Origin of the sequence: Saccharopolyspora mangrovi (genome assembly GCF_035320975.1) — a bacterium.
GTDB classification, from domain to species: Bacteria; Actinomycetota; Actinomycetes; order Mycobacteriales; family Pseudonocardiaceae; genus Saccharopolyspora; species Saccharopolyspora mangrovi.
Genome location: NZ_JAWLNX010000014.1, coordinates 30414 through 45803 on the forward strand (window position 1 = coordinate 30414; position 15390 = coordinate 45803).

The following is a 15390-nucleotide window of genomic DNA, read 5'->3' on the forward strand; positions in this document are numbered from 1 at the left end:
CGGGCCTCGCGTCTTGCAAAGGATCTTTCGATGATGTGACCTGGGTTACTCGGCCCGGGTTGATCGCTGTCGGAGGAGCTGGTCATGAGCAGATTGCGGTTCGGCGTTTTCCTCGCTCCCTTCCATCCAGCGGGGCAGAACCCGACGCTGGCGATGCAGCGCGACCTGCGGCTGATGGAGCACCTGGACCACCTCGGGTACGACGAGGCCTGGATCGGGGAGCACCACTCCGCGGGCAGCGAGATCATCGCCTCGCCCGAGATCTTCATCGCCGCTGCGGCCGAGCGCACCCGGGCCATCAAGCTCGGCACCGGCGTGACCTCGGTGAGCTACCACAACCCGCTGTGGGTGGCCGACCGCATGGTGATGCTCGACCACCTGACCAGGGGTCGTTCGATGCTCGGCGTCGGACCGGGCTCGCTGCCCACCGACTCGGCGATGATCGGGCTCAACCCGACCGACACCCGCGAACTGCTCGACATCAACTTCGACATCATCATGCGCCTGCTGGCGGGCGAGACCGTCACCGAGCAGACGCCGACGCACAAGCTGGTGGACGCCCAGCTGCAGCTGCGGCCCTACACCGAGCCGCGCTTCGACGTCGCCGTCGCCGCGGTCGCCTCACCCACCGGCCCCCGGCTGGCCGGGCGGTACGGCACCGGCTTGCTGTCCATCGGCGCCACCCTCACCCAGGAGGGCTTCGACGCGCTGGCCCACCACTGGAACGTCGTCGAGGAACGGGCCGCCCACTACGGGCAGCCCGCGCCGGACCGGTCCGGGTGGCGCCTGGTCGGACTCATGCACATCGCCGAGACCCGGGAACAGGCCTACAAGGACGTCGAATACGGCATCGAGCAGTGGTTCACCTACTTCCAGAAGGTGGCCGCGTTCCCGCAGATGGCGGTCGACGGCTCCAACATCCGCGAGATGATCGACTTCATCAACGAGGCCGGCATCGGCGCCATCGGCACCCCGGAGGACGCCCGCGCGCAGGTGCAGCGCCTCGCCGACCAGTCCGGTGGCTTCGGCGCCATGCTGCTGCTGGCCCACGAGTGGGCGACCCCGGAGGCCACGAAGCGGTCCTACGAGCTCATCGCGCAGGACGTCATGCCGCACTTCCAAGGCCACGGCATCAGCCACCACGAATCGACCCTGCGCGCCAAGCAGCGCGCCCGCGACACCCGCAGCGGGCACGCCGAGCAGCAGCTCGCCGCCGTCGAGCGCATGACCGAGAAGTACGCCGAGGAAGTCGCCGACAACTGAAAACAGCACCGACGCGGTCGATGTTCGGAGGAGAACGCGATGCCGTTGGAACCCGCTTCCCAAGCGCTGCTGGCTGAACTGGCCGAATCCGGCGACCCGCCGATCCACGAATCGACCCCCGCGATCGCCCGGCTGAGCGGGCCGATCTTCTCCGGCCTCAGCGGGCCGGGCCCCGAGGTCGCGGCGGTGCGCAACCTCAAGCTCGACGGTGGTGGCGGATCGTTCCGCGTCCGGGTCCTGCAGCCCGAGGGTGACCCGCAGGCCGTCCTGGTCTACTTCCACGGCGGCGGCTGGGTCATCGGCGACATCGACCTGCAGTACGACCACCTCTGCCGCCGGCTGGCGAACCTGACCCGGTCGGCGGTCGTGATGGTCAACTACCGCAAAGCCCCGGAACACCCGTTCCCTGCCGCCATCGACGACAGCTTCACCGGGCTGACCTGGGCCGCCGAGCACGCCACCGAACTCGCCCCGGACGGCGTTCCGCTGCTCGTCGCCGGGGACAGCGCGGGCGGGAACATCGCCGCGGTGATGACGCTGCGGGCGCGCGAGCGGTCCTGGCCGAAGATCGACTACCAGGTGCTGGTGTATCCGGTCACCGACTGCGACTTCGACCGGCCCTCCTACCTCGCTCCCGAGAACCAGCTGCTGCTGAGCCGCGACACGATGCTCTGGTTCTGGGACCACTACCTGCCCGACGAGCAGGCGCGTCGGCATCCCGACGCCTCGCCGCTGCGCGCCGCGAGCCACGAGGGCCTGCCACCGGCGCTGGTCTACGTCGCCGAGCACGACCCGCTGCGCGACGAGGGCGTCGCCTACGCCGAAGCGCTGCGGACCGCCGGGATTCCGGTCGCGTTGGAGGAGGCCGAAGGGCAGATGCACGCCTCCTTCCAGATGGTCAACCTGCTGCCCGGGGCCGAAACCGGGTTGGAGCTGGTCGCCAAGCACGTCAACGAGTTCGCCGGCCGGTTCGGGGAGGCGGTCTGATGCCCGACCACGACGCGATCATCATCGGAGCCGGCTTCTCCGGCCTCTACCAGCTGCACCGGCTGCGCGAACTCGGCTTCTCCGCGCGGGTCATCGAAGCGGGCGGCGACGTCGGCGGCACCTGGTACTGGAACCGGTACCCGGGCGCGCGCTGCGACGTCGAGTCGATCGAGTACTCCTACTCGTTCGACCCGGAGCTGGAGCAGGAGTGGGACTGGAGCGAGCGCTACGCCTCGCAGCCCGAGATCCTGTCCTACGTCCAGCACGTCGCGCAGCGCTACGACCTGTGCCGGGACATCACCTTCAACACCCGCGTCGAGGCGCTGGACTGGGACGACGAGGCCGAGGCGTGGACCGTGACGACCGACGACGGGGCGAGCCGCACCGCGCGGTGCGTGATCGCGGCGACCGGATGCCTCTCGGTGCCGTCGACACCGGAGTTCGAGGGCAGGGAGGACTTCGCCGGTGAGCAGCACTGGACGTCGAGCTGGCCGCACGAGGGCGTGGACCTGGCGGGCAAGCGCGTCGCCGTGATCGGCACCGGCTCCTCCGGTCTGCAGACCATCACCGCCATCGGTCCGGTCGTGCGGAGCCTGGTGGTGTTCCAACGCACCCCGTCCTACGCGATCCCCGCTCGCAACGGGCCGATCGACGAGCGGCTGCGCGAGGTCAAGGCGCGCTACCCGGAGTTCCGCGAGCTGAGCCGGATGGCGAGGATCGGCATGCAGTGCGGTGAGGACGACGCGAACGACTACGTCGACTCCGATCCCGAGACCGTCCAGCGGGAGCTCGAAAGGCGGTGGCTGGATGGAGGGCTCTGCTACACGCAGACCTTCCGCGACCTCCTGCGGGACGCCGACGCCAACGAGGCGGCCTCCGAGTACCTGCGCGAGCAGATCCGCCGGAAGGTCGACGACCCCGAGCTGGCGGACAAGCTCGTCCCGACCACCTACCCGGTCGGTTCGAAGCGGATGTGCGTGGACACCGGCTACTTCGAGACGTTCAACCACGACCACGTCTCGCTCGTGGACATCAACGAGGAGCCGATCCGCCGGATCACCCCGCGCGGCATCGTCGCGGGCGACACCGAGCACCAGGTGGACGTGATCATCTTCGCGACCGGCTTCGACGCGATGACCGGTGCCCTCAACGCCATCGACATCCGCAGCGGCGGCCAGACCCTGCGGGAGAAGTGGGCTTCCGGGCCGCGCACCTACCTCGGCCTGATGTCGGCGGGGTTCCCGAACCTGTTCATGATCACCGGTCCGCAGAGCCCGTCGGTGCTGTCGAACATGATGACCTCGATCGAATACCACGTCGACTGGGTCACCAACGCCCTGCAACACCTCCACGACCACGCGCTGCACCGGATGGAACCCGACCCCGCGGCTGAGGAGAACTGGGTCAACACCACCAACGACATCGCCGACCTGACCCTCATGCCCACCGCCGCGTCCTGGTACATGGGCGCCAACATCCCCGGCAAGAAACGGGTCTTCATGCCCTTCGTCGGCGGAGTCGGCACCTACAAGCAGGTCTGCGACGGCATCGCGACCTCCCACTACCACGGCTTCGAACTGACCTGACCGAAGCCGCGCCCCCCGGGGGCGGGTCAGCGGCCGGTGAGGTTTCGGGTGGCTTGGTGGGCTGCGGTTCGGGTCGCTTCGGCGACGTCGGTGACGATGTCGGTGAGGCGGGTGGTCGGGCCTGCTAACGCGATCGCTGCGACCACGCGTCCGCTGTCGAAGACCGGGGCGCCGACGCCGGTGATGTCGGGCAGCGTCTCGCCGCGGTTGAGCGCCACCCCGTCCGCGGCGATCCCCTCCAGCTCGCGGCGGATCTCGTCGCGCTGCGGCAGGTCGGCGAGGTAGTTCTCGCGGAACCGCGCGGAGCCGAAGGCCAGGAAGCACTTGCCCGAACTGGTCGGGTGCAGCGGGCGCCGCGTGGACAGCGGAGCGGAGTAGCGGATCGGCTGGGTGGATTCGAGCGCGTCGGTGTACACCACGGAGTTGCCGACCAGCGAGGCGAGCATGACGGTTTCGTTGAACTGCCGGTGCAGGCCCTCCATCGCGGCGCGGGCGGCTTCCACGACCGTCGACGGCGCCGCGGCGAGCAGGGTGTTGACCGCAGGGCCGACGGTGTAGGCGCCGCCGTCCTCGCGCAGGTAGCCGGTGGCGACCAGGCCCTTGACCAGACCGTGCAGCGAGGACCGGGGCGCGTCCAGCTCGGCGGCGAGCTCCGACAGGCGGACCCCGGTCCGACGCGCGGCGGCGAGCTCCAGGATGGTCGTGATGCGTGAGACCGTCCGGTGCGCCTTGGCTCCCGACTCCGCAAGTGCCACTGGATCTCCCGTCGTGCTCGTCGACCTGGTCGCCTTCGAACCTACCGCCGCGCTCTCAGGGGCGTTCGGCAACGGCCGGTCGCTCCACCGCGGCCTCGACGGCCTCCCGCTGGTCGAACAGGGCACCGACGCCGATGAAGGCGGCACCGGCGAGGAACATCAGCGAGACCGCCCACGTCGCGTTGCCCGGGGTGGCCGTGACCAGCGCGAGCGCGGCCACCGGTGCGAGTCCGCCGGAGAAGGCGCCGCCGACCTCGCGACCGGTCCCCAAACCGGAAACCCGGGTCCGGGTGGGGAACTGCTGCGAGAGGAACGCGCCCTGGGCGCTGAGCATCGCCGGCACCACGACGCCGGTGGCGAGGACGAGCGCGATCCAGATCGCGACGTTCTGCCCGGTGTCGAGCAGCCAGAAGAACGGGAAGGCCAGCGCCGCGGTGGCCAGGCCGCCCACCAGCATGACCCGCTTGGACCCCACGACGTCGCAGACGCGACCGGCGATCGGCACCGTGATGATGGCGCAGGCGCTGGCGAGGGTGATCCCGAACGCGCCGACGTTGGCGGGCACGTCGCGGAACTGGGTGAGGTACGACAGCGAGAACGTCTTGAAGATGTAGCTGACCCCGTTGTAGCCCAAGGTGACGGCCATGACCACGGCGAGGCCGCGCCAGTCGGACCGCAGCAGCGAGCGCAGCGGCCGCACCTTCGCGCGAGTTCCCCCGGCACGCGCGGACTTCTCGAACTCGGGCGTCTCCGGCATCTGCCTGCGCACCCAGAAACCGAGCCCCACCAGCGCGAACGTGGCCACGAACGGGATGCGCCAGCCCCACGTGTGGAGGAAGTCCTCGTCGAGGCTGGTCAGGACGGTGACGGTGAGCGACGAGGCGAACAGTCCGATGTTGACGCCCAGCGCGGGCAGAGATCCCCGCAGACCACGGCTTTTCGCATCGGCGTGCTCGTACGCGACGGCCGTCGCGCTGCCCAGTTCGGCACCCGCGCCCAGGCCCTGGAGCAGCCGCAGCACGACCAGCAGAACGGGGGCGATCATGCCGACCGAGGAGTAGGTCGGCAGCAGGCCGATGAACCCGGAGGAGATGCCCATCAGCAGGAAGGTCGCCGACAGCACGGTCTTCCGGCCGAACTTGTCGCCGAGGATCCCGAAGAGGATGCCGCCGAACGGCCGCGCCAGGAAACCGACCGCGAAGGTCGCCATCGAGGCCAGCGTCGCCGCGGCCGGGTTGCCCTCGGGGAAGAACAACTCGCCGAAGACGAGCGCGGCCATCGAGGCGTAGAGGTAGAAGTCGAACCACTCCAGCGCCGAGCCGATCACCACGGCAGGCCCGACGGCCTTGCGGGAGGGGGTCGATCCAGCGCTGTGCAGCGTCATTGCTCACGTCCTCTGGCATCGGGTGAAGCGGTGACGTGTTCGCAAATACGAACAATGACTCAAATCAATGGAAAAGTAGGAAGTGAAACGGACCACTGTCAAGTGGTTGACAAGCCGAATTCGACAGATCACCGTGTTCTCACATTCACCAATAGGTTCGTATATGCGAACAGTGCGGGATTCCGGAAAGGATCGCCATGCACTTCGAACTGTCCGCGGACCAACACGACCTGCGGGCGGGTGCACGTGAGCTGGCCCGCAGCTTCTCCGACGAGTACTGGGCCGAGTGCGACGCGAACAACCGGTTCCCGTGGGAGTTCTACAAGGCCTTCGCCGACGGCGGCTGGCTCGGCATCGCCATCCCCGAGCAGTACGGCGGAGGCGGGCTCGGCGTCCTCGAAGCGGCGCTGCTGCTGGAGGAAGTGGCGGCCTCCGGTGCCGGGATGAACGGCTGCAGCACCATGCACCTGACCACCTTCGGGCTCAACACGATCGTCAAGCACGGCAGCGAGCAGCTGCGCGAGGAGGTCCTGCCGGCCGCCGCGGACGGCTCCCTGCACGTCTGCTTCGGGGTGACCGAGCCCGACGCGGGAACCGACACGACCCGGATCTCGACCTTCGCCGACCGCGTCGACGGCGGGTACGTCATCAACGGGCGCAAGGTGTGGATCACCAAGGCGGGCGACTCGCAGAAGATGGTGCTCATCGCCCGCACCACGCGGCGCGAAGACGTGGCCCGATCCACCGACGGCATGTCGTTGTTCCTCATCGACATCGACCCTGAGCACGTGAACCTGAGCCCGATCCCCAAGCTCGGCCGCAACGCGGTCTCCTCCTACGAGGTCGTCATCGAGGACCTGTTCGTCCCGGAGGGCGCCCGCGTCGGGGCCGAAGGCGACGGCTTCAAGTACCTGCTGGACGGGCTCAACCCCGAGCGGATCCTGCTGGCCCACGAGGCGCTCGGGATCGGCCGGGCCGCCCTGGACCGAGCCGTCCGCTACGCCGGGGAGCGCGTCGTGTTCGACCGGCCGATCGGCCAGAACCAGGGGGTCGCCTTCCCGCTCGCCGAGGCGGCGACCCGGCTCGACGCCGCCGAGCTGATGGCCCGCAACGCCGCCTGGCGCTACGACCAGGGCCTGCCCTGCGGGAAGGAGGCGAACATGGCCAAGTGGCTGTGCGCGGACGCGGGATTCCAGGCCGCCGACCAGGCCGTCCAAACCCACGGCGGCATGGGCTACGCCCGGGAGTACCACGTGGAGCGCTACTTCCGGGAGTCGCGCATCCTGCGCCTCGCCCCGGTGAGCCAGGAGATGGTCATGAACTACGTGTCCAACCACGTCCTCGGACTGCCCAAGTCCTACTGAACGAGAACGGGACCAGCACGATGACCGCACCTGAACCGACCGGAAGCCTGCGCGGCGTCCGGGTTCTCGACCTGTCCCGCATCCTCGCCGGACCGCTGTGCGCGCAGATGCTCGCCGACCACGGAGCCGAGGTCGTCAAGGTCGAACCACCGGCCGGCGACGACACCCGCGAGTGGGGGCCGCCCTTCGTCAGCGACACGATGAGCGCCTACCACAGCGCGATCAACCGCAACAAGGCCAACATCTGCCTGGACCTCACCCGCCCGGAAGGGCAGCGCGTGCTCGGTGAACTGCTGGCCGACGCCGACGTGCTGGTGGAGAACTTCAAAGCGGGCACGCTCGCCAAGTGGGGCTACTCCGACGAGGTCATCGCCGAGCGCTTCCCCGGCCTCGTGCACTGCCGCATCACCGGCTTCGGCATCGACGGCCCGATGGGGTCCACGCCCGGTTACGACGCGATCCTGCAGGCCTACGGCGGGCTGATGAGCATCAACGGGGAGCGGAGCGGTCCGCCGCTGCGGGTGGGCGTGCCGATCGTGGACGTGGTCACCGGGATCTACGCGTTCTCCGGCATCCTGCTGGGGCTGCACGACCGGCACACCACCGGGCGGGGGCAACTGGTGGACTGCACGCTGCTGGACACCGCGGTCTCCCTGCTGCACCCGCATTCCGGGGCCTGGCTGGCCTCGGGCCGCACACCGCAGCGGACCGGATCCGCGCACCCGTCGGTCGCCCCGTACGACACCTTCGAAGCAGCCGATGGGCTGATCTTCATCAGCGGAGCGAACGACCGACTGTTCCGCAACATCGCCGCGGTGCTGGGAATCCCGGATATCGCCGACGATCCCCGGTTCGCGACCAACGCCGACCGGGTGCAGCACATCGCGGCGCTGCGAGAGCTGCTGGCCGAGCGGATCAGCACCAGGACCCGCCACGAGCTGGCCGAGGCGCTGCTGGCCGAGGGCGTGCCCGCGACCGCGGTGCACGACGTCGGCGAAGCGCTGACCGACCCGCAGGTCCAGCACCGGCAGATGGTCGTCGAGCGCGACGGCTACCGAGGCATCGGCATCCCCATCAAGCTCGACCGGACCCCCGGCAACGTCCGGACGACCCCGCGCGAGCAGGGCGCGGACACCCGGCGCATCCTCGCGGCGCTCGGCTACGGCGAGGCCGAGATCGCCGCGCTCATCGAGGCCGACATCGCGCTCGGGTCAGGCGGAGCGACGCGGTGAACCGGCGCCGGAGCGCTCGGAGATCTTCGTCGGGTCGGCCAGGAACCCCTCGACGTCGTACATCTCGGAACGGACGTGGATGTCGGCGCGCTCGTCCCAGTTGGCCCGGTTGCCGGTGACGGCTTCCGCTTCGTTCATGGGCTGTCCCTCCGCGGTTTCGGACGACCGCGGTTTTGTATCACGCGTGTGATATTTCCTGCCGCGGATTTAAGGTGATGCGGTGCCTGTGCGGATTGATCCCGATGAGCGGCGGCGACACGTCACCGACGCGGCCCTGCGCCTGATCGTCGCGGAAGGCGTGGCGGGCGTGACCTTTCGCAAGGTGGCGGCCGAAGCCCGGCTGAACATCGGATCGGTGCGCCACTACTTCGCCGATCACGAGACCTTGGTCGTAGCGGCGGTGACCGCGGCGGGTGATCGCATGGGAGGCCGCCTCTCCCGCCTGTCCGCACCGGAGCGCTGCGGCGGCGACGCGGCGCGCGACCACCTGCTGTCGGTGCTCGACGAGCTGGTCCCGCTGGACGAGGAGCGGCGCGCGGAAGCCGTCATCCTCGTGGAGGTCATCGCCGCCTCCCGGACCAACCCCGCGTTCGCCCCCGTGGTGAGCAGGATGGCGGCCGACCTCCACGCCGTGCTCGTCGAAGCGCTCAGCACGATCGGGACGGCGCGACCGGAGACCGAAGCGGTTCGCCTGGCGGGGCTCATCTCCGGTCTGTCGCTGAACGCAGTCACCCCGCACGGCGACGTCGCGCCGGACGCGATCCGAGCAGTCCTGCGAGCGCACGTCGCGACGCTCGGGAGGTGAAATGGCCGCCGCTCAGGTGGAGTTCGCGTGGCGCGTGGTGGCTCGGGTGAGCAGGCCCTGGATGAGTTCGCCGACCAGCTCGGGGTGTTCCAGCGGAACCATGTGGCCGGAGTCGGGGATCATCGCGAGTCGGGAGTTCGGGATCGCCTCGGCGATGGCGGTGCTGTGCGCCGGCGGAATCGTCCTGTCCTGCTCGGCGCCGATCACCAGCGTTTCCACGCCGCCCAGCACGGGAAGGGCCGCGCGCAGGTCGAGGGTCAGGAACTCGGGGACCAGCGCGATGAGCGCGTGCACCGGGTTGGACCGCGTCAGCTGCAGGACGAACTCGACCAGCGAGGGCGGGACGCGGGAGGCGAAGGCGAAGCTCCGCGCCACGAGCAGCGCCGCGCGCCGGAGGAGGTGGCAGGAGGGCTGGGTCAGCCGCAGCCGGTCGATGGCGGCCAGTACCACGTTGGCGATCTCGGGAGGCAGCACGGCCCGCCCGTTGACCGGCGCCGCCGCGGTCGTCACCAGCCCCACCCCGACCACGCGGTCGCCGAAGAGCTCGGGGTGGCGCTCGGCCAGCGCCATGATCGACATGCCGCCCATCGAGTGCCCCACCAGCACGACCTGACCCAGCGGCGCGGCCTGGTCGAGCACCGCCGCCAGGTCGTCGCCGAGCTGGTCGAGGTTGAGCCGGTCCACACCTCCCAGCGCGGACCGGCCGTGGCCGCGCTGGTCGTAGGAGACCACCCGGGCGTCCCGGGCCAGCGAAGATCGCTGGAAGAGCCACATGTCGCTGTCGGCCAGGTAGCCGTGGCAGAGAACCACGGTCACCGGTGCCGCCGGGGCGCCGTCGGCCTCGACGTGGAGCCGCACTCCGTCGGGAGCGGTCACGGTCACGGCCGGCCTCGGGGTGCGGCCGTCCGCGTGGTGGAGCTTGCCCACGTGCGCCTTCCGTGTCGGGGAGACCCGGTCACCACCCGCGGGTCGGGGAGCGGATGCCTGGAGGGGGCGTCGTGACCGAATCGTGACGTACCTTCGCGAAGGTAACGGAAAGTCACCGCGCCTTCAAGCGGATGGCCCGTTCGGGTTAAGAGAGTGCGACGTGCCGACCCGTGCGATTTCGCTGGGTAGCTGCGAGGCGTCAGGCGGTGTCAGCCGTCCTGCTGGGCCGTAGCGCCGGTGAGGTCGCGGAGGAAGAGACCGGGTGCGGGTTTCGGCGAGAACCACGTCGACTTGGGCGGCAGCACCAGGCCTGCGTCCGAGACGGCCATGATCTGCTCGATCCCCGGTGGGCGGACCAGGAACCGCACCGCTTCGTCGGCGGCGTGCCTGCAGTGCTCGGGAGCGCCGTTGCCGCACGAGATCGGCTCGATCCCGAGGGCAGGCAGCACCTCCTCGTCGAGCGCGACCACGTCCAGGGACGCGCGCACGTGCCCTGGTGCGGCGGACGAGCGCAGCCCCATCAGGTAGCTCTCGTCGGCGAAGCGCACCACCACCGCACCCGGCTCCGGGGTCGCGACCGGGCGCTTCTCCCACCAGGCCGTCGTCGGCAGCGACATCAGCTTCTCGAGCACCCCGGCCGCGGACCCGCCCGACACCGGCAGGCAGCGGTGATAGCCGTGCACCCGCATGTCGTCGGTGGGGAACAGCGCGGCGGCCGTGAACGCCGCCGGGTGGTCCGGGCCCAGGTCGTGTCGCTGCGCGGCGTAGTGCTCGGCCGCGGCCATCCGGTGGTGGCCGTCGGTGATGTGCAGGGCCTCGAACCTGCCGACACCCCGCTCGATCGCCCGCGCGAGCTCGGGATCGTGCCGCACCCACGCCGTGTGGCGGGTTCCGTCCGCGGCGGTGAAGTCCACGTCGGGCTCGGTCGAAGCGACCTCCTCGGTCGCCGAACGCAGCTCGCCGCTGGGGGAGTGGGCGAGCATCACGGGCATCTGCTCGATCCCGGACAGCTCGGTGAACTCGGTCAGCAGCCGCTCCCGCTCGGACTGCGTGGCCTCGTGCGGCCGGATCCGCCCCGCCCGGTAGTCGTCGACGGACACCTCCACGACGATCCCGGTCTGCTCGTGCCCGCCCTCCGCGATGCGGTACACGACCACCGCCGGTTCCGGCAGGTGCGGGTACCGGCCGGTGTCGAACGACTCCCGGATCCGCGCGGCATCGCCGGGGTGATCGCCGCGCCGGCGGTCGAGCACCAGGCCGCGCGGCAGTCGCGCGGTGATCCCCGCGGCCGGCGCGCGGGTGCGCGGGGTGCTCACGGCCCCTCGCTGATCGACAGGGACGGCACGAACTCGCGGACGGCCTCCGGGTTCACGCAGTGCAGCACGGTTCCCGCTGCGAACTCCTCGACCATGCGCACGACCTCCGCGGCCACCGCCAGCTGCGCCTGCTCGGTGGACGCGCCGATGTGGTGGGTGCCGCAGACGTTCGGGTGCGCGGCCAGCCGGGATTCGACGGGGCCGGTCGGCGTGCCGGGCTCGTCGGCGAAGACGTCGATCCCGGCGCGCACGCCCTTGGCGTCCATCGCCTCGATCAGCGCCTCCTCGTCGACGAGGTCGCCGCGCGCGGTGTTGAGCACGATCGTGCCGGGGCGCACCTGCGCCAGCAGGTCGCGGTCGACGAGGTGCCGGGTGCCCTCCGCCGAGGGCAGGTGCAGCGACAGCACGTCGCAGGTGCGCGCGAGCTCGGCGAGGTCCGCGACGAAGGTGATCCCGATCGCCCGGGCGCGCTCCAACGTCTCGTCGTCGCGGTCGGGCTTGGCCACCGCGTGCACGCGCATGCCGAAGGCCGCCGCCCGTTCGGCGACCGCCAGTCCGATCCGGCCCAGGCCGACGACGCCGATGGTGCGGCCGAAGAGCCCTCGCGCCCGGGAGTGGCGCTTCTTGTCCCACCGCCCGGCGCGCAGGTCCGCGACGTTGTCGGGGATGTTGCGGTCCAGCGCCAGGAGCAAGGCGAAGGTCAGTTCGGCGACCGCGATCGCGTTGCGCCCGGGCACGTTGGAGACGTGGATCCCCAGGCGGGAGGCGGCGTCGCGGTCGATGGTGTTGGTGCCCGAGCCCGCCCGGATCACCAGCCGCAGGGCGTCCGCGGCCCGCAAGGTCTCGGCGGTGACGCGCGTGCTGCGCACGACCAGCACCTCGCAGCCGCCGATCCTCTCGGCCAGCTGGTCCGCGGTCGTGTCCGGCTCGTAGGCGCAGTCGTGCGCCGCGGCGAGCCGGTTCAGGTGTTCCTCGGGGAAGGCGTCGGCGATCAGGATCTTCATCGGCCCTCTCCAACGTCGTGCGGGACGAGCGCGTGCCGGGAATTCAGCCGGAGGTCCCGGCGTCCGCGCCGAGCGCGAGACCGGTGTTGCTCATTGCGCATCGCATTGCTGATAGCGCAATGGTGCGAGAGCCGCGCCGAGCGCGTCAACACCCCCGTTCGTGTCGCGGGACGCGGGCCTCAACCGAGCCCGAGCCGCAGCAGGGCCGCGGCGGCGATGCCGATGAGCACGGCGACGAGCATGGGCGCCTTGAGCACGTGCGCGATGCCCGCGGCACTCACGCCGCAGAGCTGGGTCCAGTCGAACTCGCTCCACCCGCTGCCGCCGAGCTCGACGACGATCAGCCCGGCGAGCAGCGCGGGAGCCATCAGGCCGGTGATGCGCACCGCGGCAGGCGGCAGCCGCCGGTGGCCGAGCACGAGGGGTCCGCCGGCCTTCATCACCCAGCTGATGACGGTCACGGCGAGAACGGACAGCCAGAGCTTCATCCCGACTCCTCCTCGGGATCGGATCCGGGGAGCGCGCCGATCAGCGCAGCGGCGGTGGCTCCCAGCAGCGCGATGCCGGGATCGGTGAGCGGCAGCAGCACCGCGGCGATCCCCGCCCCGCCCGCGGCGGCGGCCTTGGCCCGGCGAGAGCGGTGCAGCTCGTGCACGGCCAGCACGAGGAAGAAGGCGGGGAACGCGACGTCCAGGCCGACGGTGCGCAGCAGGACCGGCGGAGGTGCCGCCACCAGCCCGATCGCCGTCCCCGACACCCAGGCCGACCACTGGGGAACGCTGGCCCCGACCAGCCGGGTGATGTCGAAGCGGCCGCCGCCGTGGTGTGCGAGGGCGAACGAGGCATCGGTGAGGGCTTGGGCCAGCACGGACCGCCGGAGCCGCCCGCCGCGCAGGCTGTCGTTGAGGACCGCGCTCATCACCACGTAGCGGGCGTTGATCAGCACGGCGGCGCCGACGGCCGCCAGCGCGCTGCCGGTCGACAGCGCGGTCAGCAGGGTGAACTGCGCGGAACCGGAGAACGCCAGCGCCGAGAACACCAGCGGCTCACCGAAACCCCAGCCCGCGCCGGACGCGGCGGCGCCGTAGACGATCCCGAGCACGAACGTCGGCGCCGCAGGTCCGACGCCCAGCCGCATCCCCGCGGCGAACGACCCTGCCGCATCGCGGTTCTCGGTGTTCATCGTCGCTCACCTGCTAGTGCCGGACGAGGTTTCGGGTGGTGGACGGGAATCGTCGCGGTGGCGCGCGTGGTGTCGACGTGCCCGCGTTCGGTTGCCGCAGTCGGCCGAGCTGCACCACCTCCGGGAGGCGTTCTTGCTGCGGTCCAGGAACAGCCACCCGCATCCGCGGTCCTGGCACTGGCGCAGCCGGGCGAGGTCCTCGAACTGCAGCAACTCCCACGCCGACAACGCCAGCGCGCGCGGGACGTCCTCGACGCCCCGGACCGCCACGACCCAGCGCAGCGGGACCACGGTGTCGATCTCGGCGTGGGTGATCGCGTCCGCGATGGCCTGCCGCACGCGCCCGAGCTCGGCAGCGGGCGGTTCTCGGCCGACGGCCACCGGCTGCAGCAGCCCGTACAGCTCCTCGCGCAGTCCGCGCGCCCGCTCGGCGACGACGAGCGCCCGCCCCGGAACGGCTTCGGCCTCGGCCTCGGCTCGGAGCTCATCGGCTCGCTGCTCGCCGAACAGGCCCGCCGCGCAGCACCACCCGATCAGCGCGCCAGCGTCCGGCAGCCGATCGGCGGCCCGTTCCGCGTCCAGCCGCCACGGCACGGTGTTGACGAAGTCCAGCACCAGGTGCCCACCGCGGAACCACTCGGAACGCCACTCACCGACAGGCACGTCGCACCACCTAACGAGCAAAACGGGTTGCACCCATTAGCTACCCGTCCCAGCGAGCCGCAAACCCGACCGGGGAGCGGATCGCGCCGAAATTCTGGGACCGGTCCGTTGACATCGACGTCAACGTCAATCACCGTGGTGACCATCACGTGGCGCACGCCATTCCGAAGGGACTGCCATGACCGCATCCGCCCCGGCCTCCTCGTGGTGACGCTCTGATGTCGTCCACCCGGCCGCGTGCGGATGGTCGACACCGAGGTCCAGACAATGGAGCGGTGACGACAAGTGATGCTCAGGAACGCGCGCGGGCCAGTCGGCGTGAGACGTCCGGTCCCCGGCGCGAGGAACTGCTCGCGGCCGCGGCCGCCTGCTTCGACGAACTCGGCTACGCGGCGACCACCGTCGAGGTGATCGCGGCCCGGGCGCAGACCTCGCGGCCGACGTTCTACGCCTACCTGCGCTCGAAGGACGAGGCCTTCCTCGCGGTCACCGAACAGGTCTGCGCCCAGCTGGAATCGACCCAGCTGCTGGACGGGATCGAGTCCCTGCCGCCGGTCACGGTCCTGCGGGCGACCACCCGCGCCTTTGCCGAGGCGATCTTCGCCAACGGGTCTCTGGTGGCCCAGATCGACAACCGCGCCGGGGTCGACCCCGAAGTGGACGAGCTGTGGAGCGCGCTGCGGCAGCGGCTGGAGCGGCGCTTCACCAACTACCTGTCCGGGCTGGACCCGGCCACGATCGATCCCTGCGTGCCGCCCCCGCAACTGGTCTCGATGCTCAGCGACTCGATCGTCCGCGGCGCCGCCCGCCTCGGGCACGCCCCCGACGAGGTCAAAGAGCAGTTCATCACCGATCACATCAGGCTCACCGAGCGCGCGGTCGGCGTCACCGATGACGCGCGTCCCGAACCCTAGGAGGTCC

At 70.7% G+C, this 15390-nt stretch carries 16 protein-coding genes; 7 read left to right on the forward strand and 9 right to left on the reverse strand.

Annotated elements, in window-relative coordinates; translation table 11 throughout:
* Positions 1-84 precede the first annotated feature (84 nt).
* The 3 genes from R4I43_RS19870 to R4I43_RS19880 are packed head-to-tail and all read left to right on the forward strand — an operon-like array spanning position 85 to position 3836.
* Positions 85-1263: an LLM class flavin-dependent oxidoreductase gene (locus tag R4I43_RS19870; RefSeq protein WP_324267155.1), complete on the forward strand. Its 1179-nt coding sequence runs from the start codon at positions 85-87 to the stop codon at positions 1261-1263.
* A gap of 39 nt (positions 1264-1302) precedes the next feature.
* Complete coding sequence (locus tag R4I43_RS19875) at positions 1303-2250, forward strand: alpha/beta hydrolase (protein ID WP_324267156.1); 948 nt, start codon at positions 1303-1305, stop codon at positions 2248-2250.
* Positions 2250-3836 (forward strand): flavin-containing monooxygenase, encoded by a 1587-nt coding sequence (locus R4I43_RS19880; RefSeq protein ID WP_324267157.1) that lies wholly within the window; start codon positions 2250-2252, stop codon positions 3834-3836. The genes R4I43_RS19875 and R4I43_RS19880 overlap by 1 nt, the downstream gene beginning before the upstream one ends.
* A gap of 26 nt (positions 3837-3862) precedes the next feature.
* On the opposite strand, the gene R4I43_RS19885 is transcribed toward R4I43_RS19880, so the two are convergent.
* A complete protein-coding gene (locus R4I43_RS19885) occupies positions 3863-4591 on the reverse strand; it encodes an IclR family transcriptional regulator (RefSeq protein WP_324267158.1) in 729 nt (242 codons plus the stop codon).
* Positions 4592-4646: 55 nt separating this feature from the next.
* The gene (locus tag R4I43_RS19890) at positions 4647-5975 is read right to left on the reverse strand and encodes an MFS transporter (RefSeq protein ID WP_324267159.1); all 1329 of its coding nucleotides are present in this window, start codon (positions 5973-5975) and stop codon (positions 4647-4649) included.
* Between the two features lie 197 nt (positions 5976-6172).
* Between R4I43_RS19890 and R4I43_RS19895 the strand changes: the two genes are divergently transcribed.
* Entirely contained in the window at positions 6173-7339 is a 1167-nt protein-coding gene (locus R4I43_RS19895) for an acyl-CoA dehydrogenase family protein (RefSeq protein ID WP_324267160.1), read from the forward strand.
* Positions 7340-7359: 20 nt separating this feature from the next.
* Positions 7360-8571, forward strand: a complete 1212-nt coding sequence (locus R4I43_RS19900; protein WP_324267161.1) for a CaiB/BaiF CoA transferase family protein — start codon at positions 7360-7362, stop codon at positions 8569-8571.
* Here R4I43_RS19900 and R4I43_RS19905 read toward each other — a convergent pair.
* Positions 8551-8709, reverse strand: coding sequence for a hypothetical protein (locus tag R4I43_RS19905; protein WP_324267162.1), 159 nt, complete (start codon positions 8707-8709; stop codon positions 8551-8553). The genes R4I43_RS19900 and R4I43_RS19905 overlap by 21 nt on opposite strands.
* A gap of 82 nt (positions 8710-8791) precedes the next feature.
* Between R4I43_RS19905 and R4I43_RS19910 the strand changes: the two genes are divergently transcribed.
* Complete coding sequence (locus tag R4I43_RS19910) at positions 8792-9376, forward strand: TetR/AcrR family transcriptional regulator (RefSeq protein ID WP_324267163.1); 585 nt, start codon at positions 8792-8794, stop codon at positions 9374-9376.
* A gap of 12 nt (positions 9377-9388) precedes the next feature.
* On the opposite strand, the gene R4I43_RS19915 is transcribed toward R4I43_RS19910, so the two are convergent.
* The 6 genes from R4I43_RS19915 to R4I43_RS19940 all read right to left on the reverse strand — a co-directional run bounded on the left by R4I43_RS19915 (position 9389) and on the right by R4I43_RS19940 (position 14469).
* The gene (locus R4I43_RS19915) at positions 9389-10303 is read right to left on the reverse strand and encodes an alpha/beta fold hydrolase (protein ID WP_324267164.1); all 915 of its coding nucleotides are present in this window, start codon (positions 10301-10303) and stop codon (positions 9389-9391) included.
* Positions 10304-10512: 209 nt separating this feature from the next.
* On the reverse strand, positions 10513-11619 hold the full coding sequence (locus tag R4I43_RS19920; protein ID WP_324267165.1) for a DUF1015 family protein: 1107 nt from the start codon (positions 11617-11619) through the stop codon (positions 10513-10515).
* A complete protein-coding gene (locus R4I43_RS19925) occupies positions 11616-12623 on the reverse strand; it encodes an NAD(P)-dependent oxidoreductase (protein ID WP_324267166.1) in 1008 nt (335 codons plus the stop codon). Before R4I43_RS19925 ends, R4I43_RS19920 begins: the two co-directional genes overlap by 4 nt.
* A 179-nt stretch (positions 12624-12802) precedes the next feature.
* On the reverse strand, positions 12803-13111 hold the full coding sequence (locus tag R4I43_RS19930) for an AzlD domain-containing protein (RefSeq protein WP_324267167.1): 309 nt from the start codon (positions 13109-13111) through the stop codon (positions 12803-12805).
* A complete protein-coding gene (locus tag R4I43_RS19935; RefSeq protein WP_324267168.1) occupies positions 13108-13806 on the reverse strand; it encodes an AzlC family ABC transporter permease in 699 nt (232 codons plus the stop codon). Before R4I43_RS19935 ends, R4I43_RS19930 begins: the two co-directional genes overlap by 4 nt.
* Before the next feature lie 6 nt (positions 13807-13812).
* Positions 13813-14469 (reverse strand): CGNR zinc finger domain-containing protein, encoded by a 657-nt coding sequence (locus R4I43_RS19940; RefSeq protein ID WP_324267169.1) that lies wholly within the window; start codon positions 14467-14469, stop codon positions 13813-13815.
* 275 nt (positions 14470-14744) lie between these two features.
* On the opposite strand from R4I43_RS19940, the gene R4I43_RS19945 reads away from it, so the two are divergent.
* Entirely contained in the window at positions 14745-15383 is a 639-nt protein-coding gene (locus R4I43_RS19945) for a TetR/AcrR family transcriptional regulator (protein WP_324267170.1), read from the forward strand.
* Positions 15384-15390: the final 7 nt, after the last annotated feature.

Excerpts from the sequence above, each read along its gene's own strand:
- R4I43_RS19870 (WP_324267155.1), top strand. The coding sequence starts at position 85 with ATGAGCAGATTGCGGTTCGGCGTTTTCCTCGCTCCCTTCCATCCAGCG.
- R4I43_RS19875 (WP_324267156.1), top strand. The coding sequence starts at position 1,303 with ATGCCGTTGGAACCCGCTTCCCAAGCGCTGCTGGCTGAACTGGCCGAA.
- R4I43_RS19880 (WP_324267157.1), top strand. The coding sequence starts at position 2,250 with ATGCCCGACCACGACGCGATCATCATCGGAGCCGGCTTCTCCGGCCTC.
- R4I43_RS19890 (WP_324267159.1), bottom strand. The coding sequence starts at position 5,975 with ATGACGCTGCACAGCGCTGGATCGACCCCCTCCCGCAAGGCCGTCGGG.
- R4I43_RS19895 (WP_324267160.1), top strand. The coding sequence starts at position 6,173 with ATGCACTTCGAACTGTCCGCGGACCAACACGACCTGCGGGCGGGTGCA.
- R4I43_RS19900 (WP_324267161.1), top strand. The coding sequence starts at position 7,360 with ATGACCGCACCTGAACCGACCGGAAGCCTGCGCGGCGTCCGGGTTCTC.
- R4I43_RS19905 (WP_324267162.1), bottom strand. The coding sequence starts at position 8,709 with ATGAACGAAGCGGAAGCCGTCACCGGCAACCGGGCCAACTGGGACGAG.
- R4I43_RS19925 (WP_324267166.1), bottom strand. The coding sequence starts at position 12,623 with ATGAAGATCCTGATCGCCGACGCCTTCCCCGAGGAACACCTGAACCGG.
- R4I43_RS19930 (WP_324267167.1), bottom strand. The coding sequence starts at position 13,111 with ATGAAGCTCTGGCTGTCCGTTCTCGCCGTGACCGTCATCAGCTGGGTG.
- R4I43_RS19935 (WP_324267168.1), bottom strand. The coding sequence starts at position 13,806 with ATGAACACCGAGAACCGCGATGCGGCAGGGTCGTTCGCCGCGGGGATG.